This window comes from Sphingosinicella humi, from assembly GCF_003129465.1.
GTDB lineage: Bacteria > Pseudomonadota > Alphaproteobacteria > Sphingomonadales > Sphingomonadaceae > Allosphingosinicella > Allosphingosinicella humi.
The window spans coordinates 327,516-343,127 of sequence record NZ_QFFF01000001.1 but is presented as its reverse complement, the minus strand read 5'-3'; the positions used below and the strand labels follow the sequence as shown (position 1 = coordinate 343,127).

At 66.8% G+C, this 15,612-nt stretch carries 17 protein-coding genes and 1 tRNA gene; 4 read left to right on the top strand and 14 right to left on the bottom strand.

The features are described from left to right. The 10 genes from DF286_RS01700 to ccoN all read right to left on the bottom strand — a co-directional run bounded on the left by DF286_RS01700 (nucleotide 1) and on the right by ccoN (nucleotide 8,978). Nucleotides 1–636 carry a NifU family protein gene (locus DF286_RS01700; protein WP_109269861.1) on the bottom strand — a complete coding sequence of 212 codons (636 nt, stop codon included), beginning with the start codon at nucleotides 634–636 and terminating at the stop codon, nucleotides 1–3. Between the two features lie 19 nt (nucleotides 637–655). Continuing rightward, nucleotides 656–1,144: a hypothetical protein gene (locus DF286_RS01695; RefSeq protein ID WP_109269860.1), complete on the bottom strand. Its 489-nt coding sequence runs from the start codon at nucleotides 1,142–1,144 to the stop codon at nucleotides 656–658. A 98-nt stretch (nucleotides 1,145–1,242) separates the two neighbouring features. Continuing rightward, nucleotides 1,243–1,440: a cbb3-type cytochrome oxidase assembly protein CcoS gene (gene ccoS / locus DF286_RS01690; protein WP_109269859.1), complete on the bottom strand. Its 198-nt coding sequence runs from the start codon at nucleotides 1,438–1,440 to the stop codon at nucleotides 1,243–1,245. After that, nucleotides 1,437–3,551: a heavy metal translocating P-type ATPase gene (locus DF286_RS01685; protein ID WP_109269858.1), complete on the bottom strand. Its 2,115-nt coding sequence runs from the start codon at nucleotides 3,549–3,551 to the stop codon at nucleotides 1,437–1,439. Before DF286_RS01685 ends, ccoS begins: the two co-directional genes overlap by 4 nt. After that, a complete protein-coding gene (locus DF286_RS01680; protein WP_109269857.1) occupies nucleotides 3,548–4,003 on the bottom strand; it encodes a FixH family protein in 456 nt (151 codons plus the stop codon). The genes DF286_RS01685 and DF286_RS01680 overlap by 4 nt, the downstream gene beginning before the upstream one ends. Further along, nucleotides 4,000–5,463 carry a cytochrome c oxidase accessory protein CcoG gene (ccoG, locus tag DF286_RS01675; protein WP_109269856.1) on the bottom strand — a complete coding sequence of 488 codons (1,464 nt, stop codon included), beginning with the start codon at nucleotides 5,461–5,463 and terminating at the stop codon, nucleotides 4,000–4,002. Before ccoG ends, DF286_RS01680 begins: the two co-directional genes overlap by 4 nt. Beyond that, the gene (ccoP, locus tag DF286_RS01670) at nucleotides 5,450–6,370 is read right to left on the bottom strand and encodes a cytochrome-c oxidase, cbb3-type subunit III (protein WP_109269855.1); all 921 of its coding nucleotides are present in this window, start codon (nucleotides 6,368–6,370) and stop codon (nucleotides 5,450–5,452) included. The genes ccoG and ccoP overlap by 14 nt, the downstream gene beginning before the upstream one ends. Then, on the bottom strand, nucleotides 6,363–6,524 hold the full coding sequence (locus tag DF286_RS01665; RefSeq protein ID WP_109269854.1) for a cbb3-type cytochrome c oxidase subunit 3: 162 nt from the start codon (nucleotides 6,522–6,524) through the stop codon (nucleotides 6,363–6,365). The genes ccoP and DF286_RS01665 overlap by 8 nt, the downstream gene beginning before the upstream one ends. Then, on the bottom strand, nucleotides 6,521–7,255 hold the full coding sequence (ccoO, locus tag DF286_RS01660; protein ID WP_109269853.1) for a cytochrome-c oxidase, cbb3-type subunit II: 735 nt from the start codon (nucleotides 7,253–7,255) through the stop codon (nucleotides 6,521–6,523). Before ccoO ends, DF286_RS01665 begins: the two co-directional genes overlap by 4 nt. Nucleotides 7,256–7,265: 10 nt before the next feature. Further along, complete coding sequence (ccoN, locus tag DF286_RS01655; RefSeq protein WP_109269852.1) at nucleotides 7,266–8,978, bottom strand: cytochrome-c oxidase, cbb3-type subunit I; 1,713 nt, start codon at nucleotides 8,976–8,978, stop codon at nucleotides 7,266–7,268. Between the two features lie 234 nt (nucleotides 8,979–9,212). Between ccoN and hemN the strand changes: the two genes are divergently transcribed. Continuing rightward, entirely contained in the window at nucleotides 9,213–10,565 is a 1,353-nt protein-coding gene (gene hemN, locus DF286_RS01650; RefSeq protein WP_109269851.1) for an oxygen-independent coproporphyrinogen III oxidase, read from the top strand. Between the two features lie 32 nt (nucleotides 10,566–10,597). On the opposite strand, the gene DF286_RS01645 is transcribed toward hemN, so the two are convergent. Continuing rightward, the gene (locus DF286_RS01645; RefSeq protein ID WP_109269850.1) at nucleotides 10,598–12,109 is read right to left on the bottom strand and encodes an acetyl-CoA hydrolase/transferase family protein; all 1,512 of its coding nucleotides are present in this window, start codon (nucleotides 12,107–12,109) and stop codon (nucleotides 10,598–10,600) included. 94 nt (nucleotides 12,110–12,203) lie between these two features. Between DF286_RS01645 and DF286_RS01640 the strand changes: the two genes are divergently transcribed. From DF286_RS01640 to DF286_RS01630, 3 genes are all read left to right on the top strand, one after another. Continuing rightward, complete coding sequence (locus tag DF286_RS01640; RefSeq protein WP_109269849.1) at nucleotides 12,204–12,737, top strand: GNAT family N-acetyltransferase; 534 nt, start codon at nucleotides 12,204–12,206, stop codon at nucleotides 12,735–12,737. Nucleotides 12,738–12,846: 109 nt separating this feature from the next. Beyond that, nucleotides 12,847–13,605, top strand: a complete 759-nt coding sequence (locus DF286_RS01635) for a hypothetical protein (protein ID WP_109269848.1) — start codon at nucleotides 12,847–12,849, stop codon at nucleotides 13,603–13,605. Nucleotides 13,606–13,709: 104 nt separating this feature from the next. Continuing rightward, nucleotides 13,710–14,063 (top strand): YbaN family protein, encoded by a 354-nt coding sequence (locus DF286_RS01630; protein ID WP_170303915.1) that lies wholly within the window; start codon nucleotides 13,710–13,712, stop codon nucleotides 14,061–14,063. A gap of 11 nt (nucleotides 14,064–14,074) precedes the next feature. Here DF286_RS01630 and DF286_RS01625 read toward each other — a convergent pair whose 3' ends face one another. The 3 genes from DF286_RS01625 to DF286_RS01615 all read right to left on the bottom strand — a co-directional run bounded on the left by DF286_RS01625 (nucleotide 14,075) and on the right by DF286_RS01615 (nucleotide 15,609). Further along, nucleotides 14,075–14,548 carry an Lrp/AsnC family transcriptional regulator gene (locus DF286_RS01625; protein WP_207789986.1) on the bottom strand — a complete coding sequence of 158 codons (474 nt, stop codon included), beginning with the start codon at nucleotides 14,546–14,548 and terminating at the stop codon, nucleotides 14,075–14,077. Between the two features lie 120 nt (nucleotides 14,549–14,668). Beyond that, nucleotides 14,669–14,744 (bottom strand) — tRNA-Thr (locus DF286_RS01620). A 16-nt stretch (nucleotides 14,745–14,760) separates the two neighbouring features. After that, the gene (locus tag DF286_RS01615) at nucleotides 14,761–15,609 is read right to left on the bottom strand and encodes a hypothetical protein (RefSeq protein ID WP_109269846.1); all 849 of its coding nucleotides are present in this window, start codon (nucleotides 15,607–15,609) and stop codon (nucleotides 14,761–14,763) included. Nucleotides 15,610–15,612 lie beyond the last annotated feature (3 nt).

The window sequence follows — 15,612 nt, the reverse complement described above, 5'->3', positions numbered from 1 at the left end:
TCAGTCCCGCCCCCATCGCGAGGAGACCCAGGCTCTGAAGCGGGCTTTCGGATCGGCGATGATGGGCGCGGCTTCGGTGCTCTCGACGCGCCTCACTTCCGGCACATAGCGCTTGATGGTCTGCTCGATGCCGCCCTTGAGGGTGGTCCGGCCGGAGGGACAACCGCCGCAGGCGCCGCCCATCCGGACATGAGCCACGCCCGTTTCCGGGTCGAAGCTTTCCAGCGTCGCCTCGCCGCCGTCGCGGGCGAGCAGGGGCCTGACGAAGCGTTCGATGACCTCATGGATCTGGGCGCTCACGCGATCGTCGCCAAAATCCGGCGCGTCGCTACGGCTTTGGACGACGACGGCTGGTCGGTCCGACAAGAGGAAGTCGGCGATAACCGCGAGAAGGAATGGCTTGAGCGACGCCCAGTCCCGCTCGGGCGAGGAACGCAAGACGGTGACGAAGTCCGGCGCGAGCATGACGCTCTTGACGCCTTCGATCTCGAGGAGTTCCTCCGCGAGAGGGGCTCCCCTGCAGTCGTCGCCGAGCCGGAACTCGAGCGGCGCGCCGGCCATGAGCTGCCGGCCCGGAAGGATGCGCAGCGCCTCCGGATTGGGCGTGCGTTCGATCTGGATCAGAGGCGCCGTCACGACCTTCCCCCCGGCCGCCCTAGAAGATCAGGGCGGCGGCTATGCCCATGGCGACCACGCCGAGGGTGAGGAACACGGGGACGATCAGCATCTGGACCAGCGCCGCGCCGCCGGCGCTGTGACCGGTGAAGGTCTGCATCCCCTCGCTCATGAAGCGGGAGAAGCTCTGGCGGACGCCGTGATCGGCCTCATATTTGAAGAAGAGCCGCGGCACGGCGAAGAACATGAAGAGGAAGAAGCCGGCGACGACGATCATGAAGATCGATTCGCGCGAGGCGACGGTGGCGACGGCGAAGGTCGCGATCAGCGACACATAGGCGGCCACGATCAGGCCGCCGACGGCCACCGGAACGTCGGGCGCGGCGGGCGCCCCGTAAACGGGCGCGCGCTCGGCCGCGGGCTCGATCTCGGGGATCGGGAGGGGGGCGACCTGCGCGCTGGTCGGCCATACGGCCGCCACATCGACCATGTCGAAGCTGTCGCGTTCTTTCAGGACTTCGTGTCGCATCGGAGCTGCTCCTGTATCCGGCCCACCGGCCGCTTTGACAGGAGCGAAACTAGGTAATCGGCGCCCGGTCCTGAATTCGGATATTCTCCCTAAGGAGGTTACCGGAGGTGATCGGCAGGGGCGTGTGCACTGCCCTCGGGACGTCCATTCTCAAGATCGCCTTCCTCGACGAATATCCTGAGCGCCGCGCCGTCCATGTCGTCGAACTGCCCCGACCGAAGCGCCCAGAAGAAGGCCGCCAAGCCGAGCAGCCCGAAGGACAAGGCGATCGGAATGAGGATGGCGAGGCCGTTCATTTGGCCGCGCCCCTCAGGCGAAGGGCGTTGCCGACGACGATGATCGAGGAGCCGGACATGGCGACGGCGGCGACGAGCGGGGTGACGAGACCCATCAGCGCCAGCGGGATCGCGATCATGTTGTAGCCGATGGCGATGACGAAGTTCTGGCGCACGACGCGCATCGTCCGGCGCGCCACCAGGATCGCCGTCGCGACGGGCGCGAGGCTGTCGCCCATGAAGACGGCGTCGGCCGCCATCTGGCCGACGTCGCTGGCCGAGCCGGGCGCCATCGAGACATGGCCGGCGGCAAGAGCGGGGCCGTCGTTGAGGCCGTCGCCGACCATCAGCACCTTCGCGCCGCCCGCCGAAAGCCGGGCAATGGCGTCGAGCTTGTCCTGCGGGCGCATGCTCGTCTGCGCGGTGAGACCCAGTTGCCCGGCGACCGGTGCCACCGATGCGGCGGTGTCGCCCGAGACGATGGACGATTCCAGCCCGAGTTCGGCCAGGCGGCCGAGGGCGGGCCTGACGTCGGGCCGTATTCCATCTTCAAAGCGGATGAGGGCCGGTTGGAGGTCGCCGATGGTGAAGGCTGTCGCTAGGCCCGGAGCGGCGGCATTGGGGCGGCCAAGTGATACGGGAAGGCCCAGATAGCGACCACGCATGCCGAAGCCGGGCTTCTCTACCAAGGCCTCGACCTGCTCGGCGACGATTCCCTCCCGCTCCAGCGCCTTTCGAAGCGCGCGGCTGAGCGGATGGCTGCTGGCTCGTGCCAGGGCGAGGATGACGGGCTTCATCGCAAGCCGATCCAGGTCCAGGGGCACCGGACGGCCGAGAGTGAGCGTGCCCGTCTTGTCGAACAAGGCGCGGTTCGCTTCCGCCAATCGCTCGAGCGCGGATCCGTCCTTGATGAGGACACCCGCCCGCATCAGGGCGCCGGCGGCGACGATCTGCGCGGCGGGAACGGCCAGGCCGAGCGCACAGGGGCAGGTGATGATGAGGACGGCGGCGGCGATGAGCAGCGAGTGGTGCCATCCTGCGCCCGACAGCATCCAGCCGACAAAGGCCAGGATCGCCAGCGTATGCACCGCCGGCGCGTAGAGTCGCGCGGCACGATCGGCGATACGGACGTAGCGGGACTTGGCTTGACCCGCCTGCTCCATCAAGCGCGCGATATCGGCTATCGCGGTGTCGGCGCCGGCGGCAGTGATGCGCACCGTCAGCGGTCCGTCGAGGTTCAGCGTGCCGGCGTGAACCGCATCGCCAACGTCCGCGCGCCGGGGTGCGCTTTCGCCGGTGAGGAGCGAGAGGTCGAGGCTGCTCGTCCCGGACTCGACGATGCCGTCGGCCGCGAGCCGCTCGCCTGCCGCGACGATCATCCGCATTCCCGGCGCCAGATCTTCCGCCGCGCGCCATTCCGTCTTTCCGTCGGCCCCGATCGTCAGGGCGCCGACGGCCCTTTGCTTCAGGAGCGCCGTCACGCCGTCGCGGGCGCGGTCGCGCATGACGCTGTCGAGCAGCCGCCCGACGAGCAGGAAGAAGAGCAGCATCACCGCGCCGTCGAAATAGGCGTGGGGGCCGCTGGTCAGCGTCTCGAACAGGCTGAGCGCGGTGACGAGTAGCACGCCGATCGAGATCGGCACGTCCATGTTGGTGCGGCCGTGGCGGACGGCATTCCAGGCCGAGCGGAAGAAGGGTCGGCCCGAATAGGCGACGGTGGGGATCGCGATCAGCGCGGAAAGGAGATGGAAGAGGTCGCGGGTGGCACCCTCCGCTCCCGACCAGACGGAGACCGAGAGCAGCATCACGTTCATCGACGCGAAGCCGGCGACGGCGGTCGCCCTGACCAGCGAGCGACTCTCGGACTTGTCGGCTGGCAAACCCCCGTCCCGGACCGGCTGCGCCTCGAAGCCGAGGCCGGCGATGGCGGACTGGAGGTCGGGGAGCTGGAGTTCGGGCGCGTGCTCGATCGCCACCTGCTTGGAGGTGAAGTTGACGCGCGCCGAGGCGATGCCGGGGAGGGGGGCGAGGCCGCCCTCCAGCTTGGAGATGCAGCCGGCGCAGCGCATGCCCGGCACGGCGAAGAGCGTGCGAGCGAGCGGCTCGGCCGGGGCAGTCGCGGCCGCGGTCATGACAGCGTCTCGATCAGGCGCGCGGTGTCGCCGCCCCGCCGCACCTCGACATGAACCAGCCAGCGGCCCGTCGGCAGCGGTTCCGTGGACCGGACGACGCCTTCGCCGGCCGCCTCGAAGCGGAGGGCGACGTCGGTCTCGCGTCCCAGCGGGTGGCGGGCGAGGGCGGAGACGGTGGCGCCGGCCAGCGGCTGTCCGTTGGTCCCAAGGGCGATCAGGACCCGGCGGGACTCGTCGAGGCGGACCTGCGTGTCCCAGCCGAGCGCCTCCTGCTCCCGGGCCGCAGCCAGCCAGTCGTTGAACTTCTGGCTGGCGACATAGCTGTTGTCGACGACGGTGCCGCCGAACGTGCGCGTGGCGAACATCGCCATGGTGAGGTTGACGGCGATGATCGTGCCGAAGAAGGCGACCATGATCGCCAGCATGTGACGGCCGGTGAATTTTCTGGTCATCGTCCTTCCTCCGGCCGCTCGAAGCGGCTCTCGACGGTGGCGGTGGCGCCTTCCATGTCCAGCGAGCGGACGGTGAAAACGAAATCGTCTTCCTGCGGTCCCGCTGCCGGGGCGGCGACGAACAGCTTCACCTTGGCGACGCTGTCGGCGGGCACGTTCACCGGCACCGTTCCTTCGGCCGCCTCGCGACTGCCCTCAATCGTCCAGGCGACGGCTTCGGGCAGGTCACTGATCCCCACCTCGACCTGGCGCGGGCGGGCCTCCATGTTGCGGATCTTGACAGTGTAGCTGTTGCGGATGTCGCCGTCGGACAGGCGGACGTAGATCGGGTTGCGCTCCTGCTGCGCGCTGATGTCGAGGCGCGTTCGCGCGCCGAGCGCGAACAGCATGGCAAGGCCGATCGCCGCCCACAAAGTGAAGTAGATGAGGGTGCGCGGCCGGAAGATCGTTTTCGCGAGCGGCTTCGGCGTGCCGCCGGCCGCCTCCGTCCTGCAGTCCTCCAGGGTCGCATAGTCGATCAGGCCGCGCGGACGGCCGATCTGGGTCATCACCCGGTCGCAGGCGTCGATGCAGAGCGCGCAGGTGATGCAGCCGACCTGCGGCCCGTTGCGGATATCGATGCCGGTCGGGCAGACGGCGACGCAGGCGTTGCAGTCGATGCAGTCGCCGCGATTGAGATCGACCAGCGTCGCCTTCTTCGTGCCGCGCGCCCGCGGCTCGCCGCGCCATTCCTTATAGGTGACGGTCAGCGACTTCTCGTCCATCATCGCCGTCTGGATGCGCGGCCACGGGCACATGTAGATGCAGACCTGCTCGCGCATGAAGCCGCCCAAGGTGAAGGTGGTGGCGGTCAGCACGCCGACGGTCGCGTATGCGACGAAGGGCGCGTCGCCGGCGATGAAGTCGCGGAGCAGGGTCGGCGCGTCGGCGAAATAGAAGATCCAGGCGCCGCCGGTCGCGATCGCAATGGCGAGGAAGGCGGCATATTTGAACAGCCGCCGCGCGAGTTTGGACGCCGTCCAGGGCGCCTTGGCTAGGCGGATCTGCGCGTTGCGATCGCCGTCGATCCAGCGCTCGACATGTTGGTAGACGTCGGTCCAGACGGTCTGCGGGCAGGCGTACCCGCACCAGGCGCGCCCCACCGCCGAGGTCGCCAGGAACAGGCCGATTCCGGCCATGATGAGCAGGCCCGCGACATAGTAGAATTCGTGGGGCCAGATCTCGATGCCGAACATGTAGAAGCGGCGATGGGCGAGATCGATCAGCACCGCCTGGTCGGGGGCATAGGGGCCCCGGTCCCAGCGCAGCCAGGGGGTGACGTAGTAGATGGTGAGCGTCACCGCCATGACGAGCCACTTGAGCCGGCGGAACCTGCCCGTCACCGCCTTGGGGTAGACGGGCTCCCGCTTCGCGTAGAGGCTCTTCTTCTTGAGACCGGTCAGGTCTTCAGGGCTGACCATCGGCCTTTGTCCCTTCCGCCTCGGCCATTTGAGACTTCGGCATCGCCTCGCCGCCACCCAGCGAGTGGACGTAGGCGGCGAGCATCTTGATCGTCACCGGATCGAGGCGACCCGACCAGCGCGGCATCACGCCGTAGCGGCTGTTGGCGATCGTCTGCCCGATCGTCTCGGCATCGCCGCCATAGAGCCAGATCGCGTCGGTGAGATTGGGCGCGCCGAGGCCGCGGTCGCCCTTCCCGCCGGGGCCGTGGCAGGCGGCGCAATTCTGCGCGAACAGCTCCGCGCCGCGCGCTGCCGCCACGTCCGCCTTCTGCTGGCCCGAAATGGTGCGGACATGCGCGGTGAGGTCGGCGATCTGGTCGGGCGAGAGCATGCCGCCGAACGCCGGCATCTGCGACATCCGGGTCTCGTCATGATCGGGCTGGCGAATGCCGTGCTCGATGGTGAAGTGGATGGAGGCGATGTCGCCGCCCCACAGCCAATCGTCGTCGTTGAGGTTGGGATAGCCCTTGGAGCCCGCCGCGCCCGAGCCGTGGCACTGGACGCAGGACACCTTGAAGGCGGAGCGGCCGCCCTCGATCGCCGCCTGCATCAGCCGCGGATCGTCGGCAAGGCGCTCGATCGGCGTCGCGGCGATGGCGCTGAGCAGCGGCGCCTTGCGCGCCTGCTCCTTCGCCAGCTCCTGCTCGAGCTGACCGGTGCTGGTCCAGCCGAGAGCGCCGGCGGTGGCGCGGTCGATGAGGGGCCAGGCGGGATAGAGGACGACATAGACGGCCGCCCAGGCGATCGAGGCGTAGAAGGCCCACAGCCACCAGCGCGGCAGCGGCGTGTTCAGCTCCTCGATGCCGTCCCACTCATGGCCCATCGTCTCGGTGCCGGTGGGCTCGTCGACCCGCTTCTCAGCCATCTTGATTGTCCTTGTCGAAGATCATCCGCGCGGCGGCGTCCGAGCGCTCGCGGTTGCGGGGCAGCAGCGCCCAGCCGACGAAGGCGAGGTAGCAAAGCGCCATGAAGAGGAGGCCCCAGCTGTCGGCGAAATGCCGGAAGGCGTCGTAGGTCATCGCGGCTCCTCCTGCGGAGCGGCGGCCTCGAAATCGACGAGCGTGCCGAGCATCTGGAGGTAGGCGACCAGCGCGTCCATCTCGGTGAGGCGCGATGGATTGCCGTCGAAGTCGCGGAACTGGACCTTCGGATAGCGGGACGCGAGGCCTTCGGTGTCGGCGTCGGGCGTCGCCTGCGCCCTCAGATCCTCGTTCGCCGCCTCGATCGCTTCCTTGCTGTAGGGCACGCCGACGCGTTTCTGCGCGATCAGATGCTCGCGCATGTCGCCCTGGTCGAGATCGCGATCGGCCAGGAAGGCATAGGCCGGCATCACCGATTCCGGCACGACCGCGCGCGGATCCTTCATGTGCTGGACGTGCCATTCGTCCGAATAGCGGCCGCCGACACGGGCGAGGTCCGGCCCGGTGCGCTTCGAGCCCCACTGGAAGGGGTGGTCGTACATGCTCTCGGCGGCGAGGCTGTAGTGGCCGTAGCGCTCCACCTCGTCGCGGAACGGGCGGATCATCTGGCTATGGCAGCTGTAGCAGCCCTCGCGGATGTAGATGTTGCGCCCGGCGAGCTCGAGCGGCGTGTAGGGCCGTACGCCCTCCACCTTCTCGACCGTGGAGTCGATCCAGAAGAGCGGGGCGATCTCGACGATGCCGCCGATCGCCACCGCGATGAAGGAGAGGACGGCGAGCACCGTGACATTGCGCTCAATCTTGCCGTGGTCGAGGAACTTGCTTGCCATTCGAAGGGTCCTATTCGGCCGCGACCTGGGCGGCGTCGGGATCGTTTGCGGGGAGAGCGTGCGCCGGTGTCCTGCGCCGCGGCGGGAGCGGGCGGTCGGCGTCCGGATTGTGCGCGGCGACGCTCAGCCCCTGTTCCTGGCGCTGCCTGCCCTTGATCGTCATCCAGACGTTCCAGACCATCAGCACGGCGCCGGCGAGGTAGAGGGCGCCGCCGGCGGCGCGGATCAGATACATCGGGAACATCGCCGCGACGACCTCGACGAAGGAATAGACGAGGTAGCCGTCCGCCCCATATTCGCGCCACATCAGACCCTGCATGACGCCCGCGACCCACATGGCGGCGGCGTAGAGGACGATGCCCAGGGTCGCGCACCAGAAGTGCCAGTTGACCATGCGCAGTGAATAGAGCCGCTCCCGGCCCCAGAGACGCGGCGCCAGGTAGTAGACGGCCGCGAAGCTGATCATGCCGTTCCAGCCCAAGGCGCCGGCGTGAACGTGGCCGATCGTCCAGTCGGTATAGTGCGAGAGCGAGTTCACCGCCTTGATCGACAGCATCGGGCCTTCGAAGGTCGCCATGCCGTAGAAGGCGAGCGCCATGACCATCATGCGGATGATGGGATCGGTGCGGATCTTGTCCCACGCGCCGTTCAAGGTCATGAGGCCGTTGATCATGCCGCCCCAGCTCGGCATCCACAGCATGATCGAGAAGACCATGCCCAGCGTCTGCGCCCAGTCGGGCAGCGCCGTGTAGTGGAGGTGGTGCGGCCCCGCCCAGATGTAGAGGAAGATCAGGGACCAGAAGTGGATGATCGAGAGCCGGTAGCTGTAGACCGGCCGCTCGGCCTCCTTCGGCACGAAATAATACATCATGGCGAGGAAGGGCACGGTCAGGAAGAAGGCGACCGCGTTATGCCCGTACCACCATTGGGTCAGCGCATCCTGCACCCCGGCAAAGGCGGAGTAGGATTTGGAGCCCACCAGCGAGACCGGGATGGCGAGGTTGTTCACCACGTGCAGCAGCGCGATCGTGATGATGAAACTGAGGTAGAACCAGTTGGCGACGTAGATGTGCGGCTCGTTGCGCTTGGCGAGCGTGCCGACGAAGACGACGAGATAGGCGACCCAGACGATGGTCAGCCACAGGTCCACATACCATTCGGGCTCGGCATATTCGCGCGCGCCGGTGATGCCGAGCATATAGCCGGTGGCGGCGAGCACGATGAAAAGCTGGTAGCCCCAGAAGACGAAGCGGGCGAGGCCGGGAAAGGCGAGCCGCGTCCGGCAGGTACGCTGGACGACGTAGAAGCTCGACGCGATCAGGATATTGCCGCCGAAGGCAAAGATGACGCCCGAGGTATGAAGCGGCCTCAGGCGACCGAAGCTGGTGAACTCGCTGCCGAGATTGAGAACGGGGAAGGCGAGCTGGAGGGCGATGAACAGGCCGGCGGCGAGACCGACGATGCACCAGCCGACCGTCGCCGCGACGCCCCAGCGGACGGGATCGTCGTCGTAGCGGCTTTCGTCCGGCCGCGCGCCTGGCAGGCCGAGCGAGAAGGCGCCATAGTCGGCGCGCCCCAAGGTTGCGGCCATGGCCGCGAGCGCCGCCAGCGCGACGATGCCCATGTGCACCGCAAAGCCGAAATCGGCCGCCACGACGGCCGCCATCAGCGCCAGCAGCGCAGCGAGCAGCCAACCGCCGCCCTTGAATATCAGAGTGTCCATCGTGCTCCCTGCCGTCGCTCGTCGCGCCGCCCTGACGGGGCGGCCGGGACCCTTCTTTGATCCAGATCAAAAATGTGTCGGCGGCGCCCCTTGCGGATGGCCGCTCCTTCGCCGGGCGATTAGATTTCTGACAGAAAAGCGAAATTCAGGACTTCCACCTAAGGACAATCCCGGAGGCGCATTCGGACGCCACGCGTGCGAAACACGCCAGCCGAATTGTTGAAGGAGGCCGTCGTGAGGCCAGAGATACTGGCGCGCTACGCCGACCGGCCGCTGCCCCGCTACACCAGTTACCCGACCGCGCCGCATTTCGGCGCCGACGTGAACGCGGACCGCTACGGCGAGTGGCTGGCGGGGTTATCCGCGGATACGGCCGTTTCGCTCTATCTTCACGTGCCCTTCTGCCGGTCGATGTGCTGGTATTGCGGGTGTCACACAACCATCACTGCCCGCGACGAGCCGATCGCGCGCTACCTCGACGCGCTGCACCGCGAAATCGACCTGGTTGCCGACGCCATCTCCGGGAAGCTCCCGGCCCGGCACATCCATTTCGGCGGCGGCACGCCGACGTTGATGAAGCCGGAACAATTCGTGGCGCTGATGGACGCGCTGCGGAGCCGCTTCGGAATTGGGCCGGACAGCGAGGTGGCGATCGAGATCGATCCTCGCACGCTCGAGCCCGAGATGGTCGAGGCGCTAGCGAAGGGCGGGGTCACCCGCGCCAGCCTGGGCGTCCAGAGCTTCGATCCCGTCGTCCAGCGCGCGATCAACCGCGTCCAGACGTGGGAGCAGACGGCGGTCGCGACCCGGGGGCTGCGGGCGGCGGGCATCGGAGCGGTCAATTTCGACCTCATCTACGGCCTTCCTCACCAGAGCGTCGCATCTTGTCTTGAGACCGTGGAGCAGGCGGTCTCGCTGGCGCCGGACCGGTTCGCCGTCTTCGGCTACGCCCATGTGCCGAGCTTCAAGCTCCACCAGCGCAAGATCGAGGAGGCCGCCCTGCCGGACGGCGCCGCCCGCCACGCCCAGGCGGAGGCGATCGCGGCCGCGCTCGTCGATGCCGGCTATGTCCGCATCGGCCTCGACCATTTCGCCCGCCCGGACGACAGCCTCGCCCTCGCATCCGCGCGCGGGGCCCTCCATCGCAATTTCCAGGGCTACACCACCGACGACTGCGACACGTTGATAGGCTTCGGCGCTTCCTCGATCGGCCGGCTGCCGCAGGGCTATGTCCAGAACGCGGTGCTCATCGGCGATTATCAGCGCCGCATCGCCGAAGGCACGCCGGCGGTGAGCAAAGGCCGCGCCTTCGCGCCCGAGGATCGGCTGCGCGCCGCGGTGATCGAGCGGATCATGTGCGATTACCGCGTCGACCTCGATGCGGTCTGCGCCCGTTTCGATGCCGACCCCGACCGGCTAGCGCGAAGCGCGGACGGCCTCGAGGCGCTGATCGCTGACGACATCGCCCATCGCCGCGACAATGTCATCGCTATCGCCGACGAGGCCCGACCCCTTGTGCGGGTCCTCGCCGCCACCTTCGATCAATATCTCGGACAGGCCCCCGCCCGGCATTCGAGGGCCATATAGACGCCGGATCCGGATAAGCGCCGCCGCGGTCTTCAGACCATCATCGTGCCGATATCGATGAACCGTTGATGCCAGGAAAGCGCCTCCTTCAACAGGCTCGGTGACTGTTGCCCATAGGAGCCCTCCCGGGCGCGTCGATAATAGTCGGCGAGCATGGGTCGGTAGTCCGGATGGGCGCAGTTGGCGATGATCAGCTTCGCCCGCTCCTTCGGCGAGAGCCCTCGCAAGTCGGCCAGGCCCTGCTCGGTGACGATCACCATCACGTCCTGCATGATGTGGTCGACATGGCTGGCCTGCGGCACGATGGCCGAAATCTTGCCGCCCTTGGCCGTCGAGGGAGTCATGAAGATCGAGACATAGGCATTGCGCGCGAAGTCGCCGGAGCCGCCGATGCCGTTCTGGATGCGTGAGCCCATGATGTGGGTCGAATTGACGTTGCCGTAGATGTCGGCCTCGATGAGGCCGTTCATGGCGATGCAGCCCAGGCGCCGGATGAGCTCGGGATGGTTGCTGATCTCCTGCGGACGCAGGATCATCCTGTCGCGGAAGCGGGGCATGTCCGCGTTGAGCTCGGCCGCCGCTTCCGGGCTCAGCGAGAAGGAGGTGGCCGAGGCAATCCGCAGCTTGCCGGACTTGAGGAGATCGAGCATTCCATCCTGTATGACCTCGGTATAGGCGGTCATGTCGTCGAACGGCGCCTCGACGAGGCCGGTCAGCACCGCGTTGGCGATGTTGCCGACGCCGGACTGGATGGGGAGGAGCGAGGCGGGAAGGCGCCCCCTGGCCACCTCGTGACTGAGGAAGTCGAGCAGGTGGCCGGCGATCGCGCGGGCGGCATCATCAGGCGGGTTGAAGGGCAGGTTCCTGTCCGGTGCCTCGGTTTCGACGATCGCCACGATCTTGTCAGGATCGCAGCGAAAGCCGGTCTCGCCGATCCGGTCGTCAGGCCGCACGAGAGGAATGGGCACGCGGTTCGGCGGCAGCGCCGTGCCGTAATAGATGTCGTGCATCCCTTCGAGAGCAGCATTCTGCCACCGGTTCACCTCGAGGATCACCTTCTCCGCGCGGTCGAGCCAGGTCTTGTTGTTGCCGACGGACGAGGAAGGAATGAGCGTCCCGTCTTCGCGGATGCCGGTCACCTCGATGACGGCGATGTCGAGCGAACCGAGAAAACCCTGCCAGGCCATGGGCGCCACCTGCGAGAGGTGCATGTCGAAATATTCCATTTCGGCCCGGTTGATCTGTTCGCGCGCCACCGGGTCCGAATTGTAGGGGAGGCGGAACTCGATGCCCTTCGCCTTGGCCAGAGCGCCGTCGAGCTCCGGCCCCGTCGACGCGCCGGTCCACACGCGGATGCGAAACGGGTTGCCCGCCTGATGCTCGGCTTCGATCCGGGCAGCCAAAGCGAGCGGAACGGCCTTGGGATAGCCCGACCCCGTGAAACCGCTGAGGCCGACGGTGCTTCCCGGCGGGATCAGCGCTGCCGCTTCTTCCGCGCTGGTGACCTTCGCTTCGAGCGTGGCGCTCGCGATCCGCCTGTCCATTTCAACTCTCGCCCATTGCCGTTCGGAGATGATGGAACGTCGTGGGCGAGCGTCGGTTCGTTCATGATCGGAAAAGAATCAGGAAGGGTGGTTCATGGTCGACAGTTCATCCCTCACGCCCCAAGCCGGCGAGACGAGCCTGACCACGTGGAAGAACTTCAAGTTCCGCGTCCGGCCCGCGACGCCGGAGGACGAGCCGCTCCTCGCCGAATTCTTCACGCATGTGTCGCCCGACGACCGGCGCTTCCGCTTTCTTTCGAGCGTCGCGAAGGTGAGCGACGCCATGCTCGAGCAACTGGTCTCGGTCGATCACGAGGGGAGCGAGAATTTCCTCGCCTTCGATGATGAGACGCTGATCGGGACCGCGATGCTCGCGCCCGATCCGAACCTTCAGCGCGCGGAAGTCGCCATCTCACTTCGCGCTGATTACAAGGACATGGGGATCGGCTGGGCCTTGCTCGACCATCTCGCCCGAACCGCACAGGCGCGCGGGATCAAGCGGATCGAATCGGTCGAAAGTCGCGAAAATCGGCAGGCGCTTGCAGTGGAGGCCGACATGGGATTCCGGGCCGAAGCCTATCCGGGAGATGCCAGCCTCGTCCTCGTCAGCAAGGACCTGGCCGGCTGATCGTCGCCCCCTGCTTTTCTTGTGCTGTGCCAGCCTCTTACAATGGTTATAGAAGCCATGGGATGGGGAGGGGCGAAGCAGAGGCTCCTCTCATAAACGGGGGTAATCGATGAAATATGGCTTGCTCATCTTCGGCCTGGTCGCGGCCCCGCTAACGGCCGCCGGTCCCGTGGGCCCCAATGCCGGGCCGATGCTGGGCGAAGGCAGCCTGTCGGACAGTGACGGCAACACGGGCAATTGGGCTGTCGAAGCCGTGCTAAGGGATGGGAATTTCGAGGGCAGCGGCCGCGCCGTCATCGGCGATGCGGTTGTCGAGGGCCCGCTGACGAAGAGCGCGTCATATCTTGAGAATGGCAAATGCTACTTCAAGTTCGAGCAAGGCCGAAACCGGGTCGAGATCGGAGGGCCATGCACCACGACCAGCATCGAGGGGCGCCTGGGCGGGTTCGTCGCGGGCGACAGCAAGGTGGGGACGATCAAGGGCAGTCTCGCCTTCGGAGCGTCGGGCGAGGCGGCGCCAGCGACGGCGGGCATCCTTCCGACCGCGAAGCTCAGCTGCGCCTGGATGGAGCGCATGGGAGGAAACGTGGCCGGGGACCTCCCCAACTACGAACTGCGCATTTCGAACATGGTGACGCTCACCCTTGCGTCGGACGGAAGCTACAAGACCAACAAGGCCAGTGGCCGGTTCCTCCGCGAAGGCGACAGCATCAGGTTGACGAGTGGCGCCTTCGCAGGCGCGCGTGGCCGCCTGGAGCGCGACAGGTCGGGCGAACCCGCCGTCTACTTCGACATCGACGACAATCGCGGACCTGACGGAGTGCACATCGTAGACCCCGCCCGCACCTCATGCACAAGGCCGCGCTAGGCGCGAGCCTTCACCCGCACTTTACCGGCTATCCTTCGGCTTCACTTGCGCTGCGTTGCTGGCCACAATTCCTCGCTGGCCGCGACGCTGCTAGGACCAAGGCAGTGATGAGGCTGGCCTATCTTGCAGGTGGAGCGATCTCGCTCCTGCTGGGTCTGGTGGGAGCGTTTGTCCCGCTGCTGCCCACCGTGCCGTTCGTGATCCTGGCGGCGTTCTGCTTCGCGCGCAGTAGCCCGAGGCTGGAGACATGGCTGGTCGGGCATCGACGCTTCGGTCCTCACATCCAGGCCTGGCGGAGCCGCGGCGCCATCAGCCCGGCAGGAAAGCGCGCCGCCCTGTTCGCCTTTGCACTTAGCGCCCTGTTGGGGCTCATGCTGCTGGCCTTGCCATGGTCCCTGATCCCGCTGCTCGTCGCCCTAGTAGGCGGACGCTGGATTTGGACGCGCCCCAGCCAGTGAAAAGGTCGGCGCTACAGGGGCAGGGGATAGGCGGTCGTGCTCTTCACCCGTTCCATCGCGAAATGGGAGGTGACGTTTTTCAGCGGGACGCGCTCGATCAGCGTGCGGTAGAAATCGTCATAAGCGGCCATGTTCGGAACGGCGATGCGCAGCATGTAATCGACCTCGCCGGCCATGCGGTACACCTCCATCACCTGCGTCAGGGCCGAGACCGTCTCGGCGAAGCGGGACAGCCACTCGGCGGAGTGGTCGCCGGTTTCGATCGACACGAAGATGGAGAGGCCGACGCCGATCGCGTCCGGATCGACGATCGCCACCCGCCGTTCGATGACGCCGCTTTCCTCGAGCCGCTGGATGCGGCGCCAGCAGGGCGTCTGCGACAGGTTCACGCGGCTTGCTACCTCCGCCACCGACAGCGACGCATCCTGCTGAAGGATGGCGAGGATCTTGAGATCGGTGCGATCCAGCTTCGACTTTGGCTTCATATTGGAAAATTCTTCTAGCCCGCACCCTAGAATCAAAGGAAATAGAAGAAAATTCTCCTGGCGCCAATCGGTAGAACGATGGCCGGCCTCAGCTGAGTGTGCTGCCGGAGGGATCGAGGATGGTGCCGCGTGTCCGACTCGAACGGACGACCTACCGCTTACAAGGCGGTTGCTCTACCAGCTGAGCTAACGCGGCTTGGCCTTTCCATGCTTTACAAGACGCCGAAGGTCCAGCCCTCGGTTCGCGCTATATTGGGGGTGAGGGCAGGCGGGTTCCAGTAGGCGGCATCGCCGGCGATACGGCGAAGGCCGGCGGCGGCGATCAACACATCGGTTTCATGGTCGTTGGGGTCATGGGCCAGCGCCGCAGGGCGGCTGCCGAGGGCGGTCAGCGCCTGGTTCAGCGCATCAAGGCTGCGGACCTTGCGGCCGCTGAGCCCGGCGAGGCGGATGAAGACGCGGGTGTAGATTTCGACGACGAGACTGCCCGAGGCGGGGAAGGGGTCCATGGGCCAGATCGGGACTCGTCCTTCCAGGCGGTGGAGGAGGCGCATGCCGGCGAAGCTGGCCTTGGCCACCTGCGCGGCTCCGATGGCGTCGTAGAGGGTTGAGGCCTTGCCGCCGCCGCCCGCGTTGAAGGCGTGTTCGCAGACGCGGTGGTGGAGGAAGTCGGCCTTCACTCCGTCGGCGGCGCCGAAATAGAAATGGCGTCGATGATGCTGCTCGAGGAAGCTGGCGGCGCCGAGATCCTCGTCCTCGCAAAGGCTGTCGACATAGGCCCAGAAAGCCTTGGCTTCCTCCGGCGCCGTGTCGCCCGGCAGATAGGCGCCGCGCTCAATGATCGGCGGGGCGTAGCTGAAATCGAAGCCGTAGAGGGTCGGGGCTTCCTCCGCCGTTTCCATCAGCCATTCCAGCACGTGCGTCCGCGACCAGGGACTATTCCGCTCGATTAGCCGCGGCGCGGCGTCACCGTCCTCGCAGACGGCAACGGCAATGCCCTTGTGCCGACGCCCCTTGGCGCCCGACCAGTCGATGGCGGCGAAGCGTTGAATGTGGGTCATGTG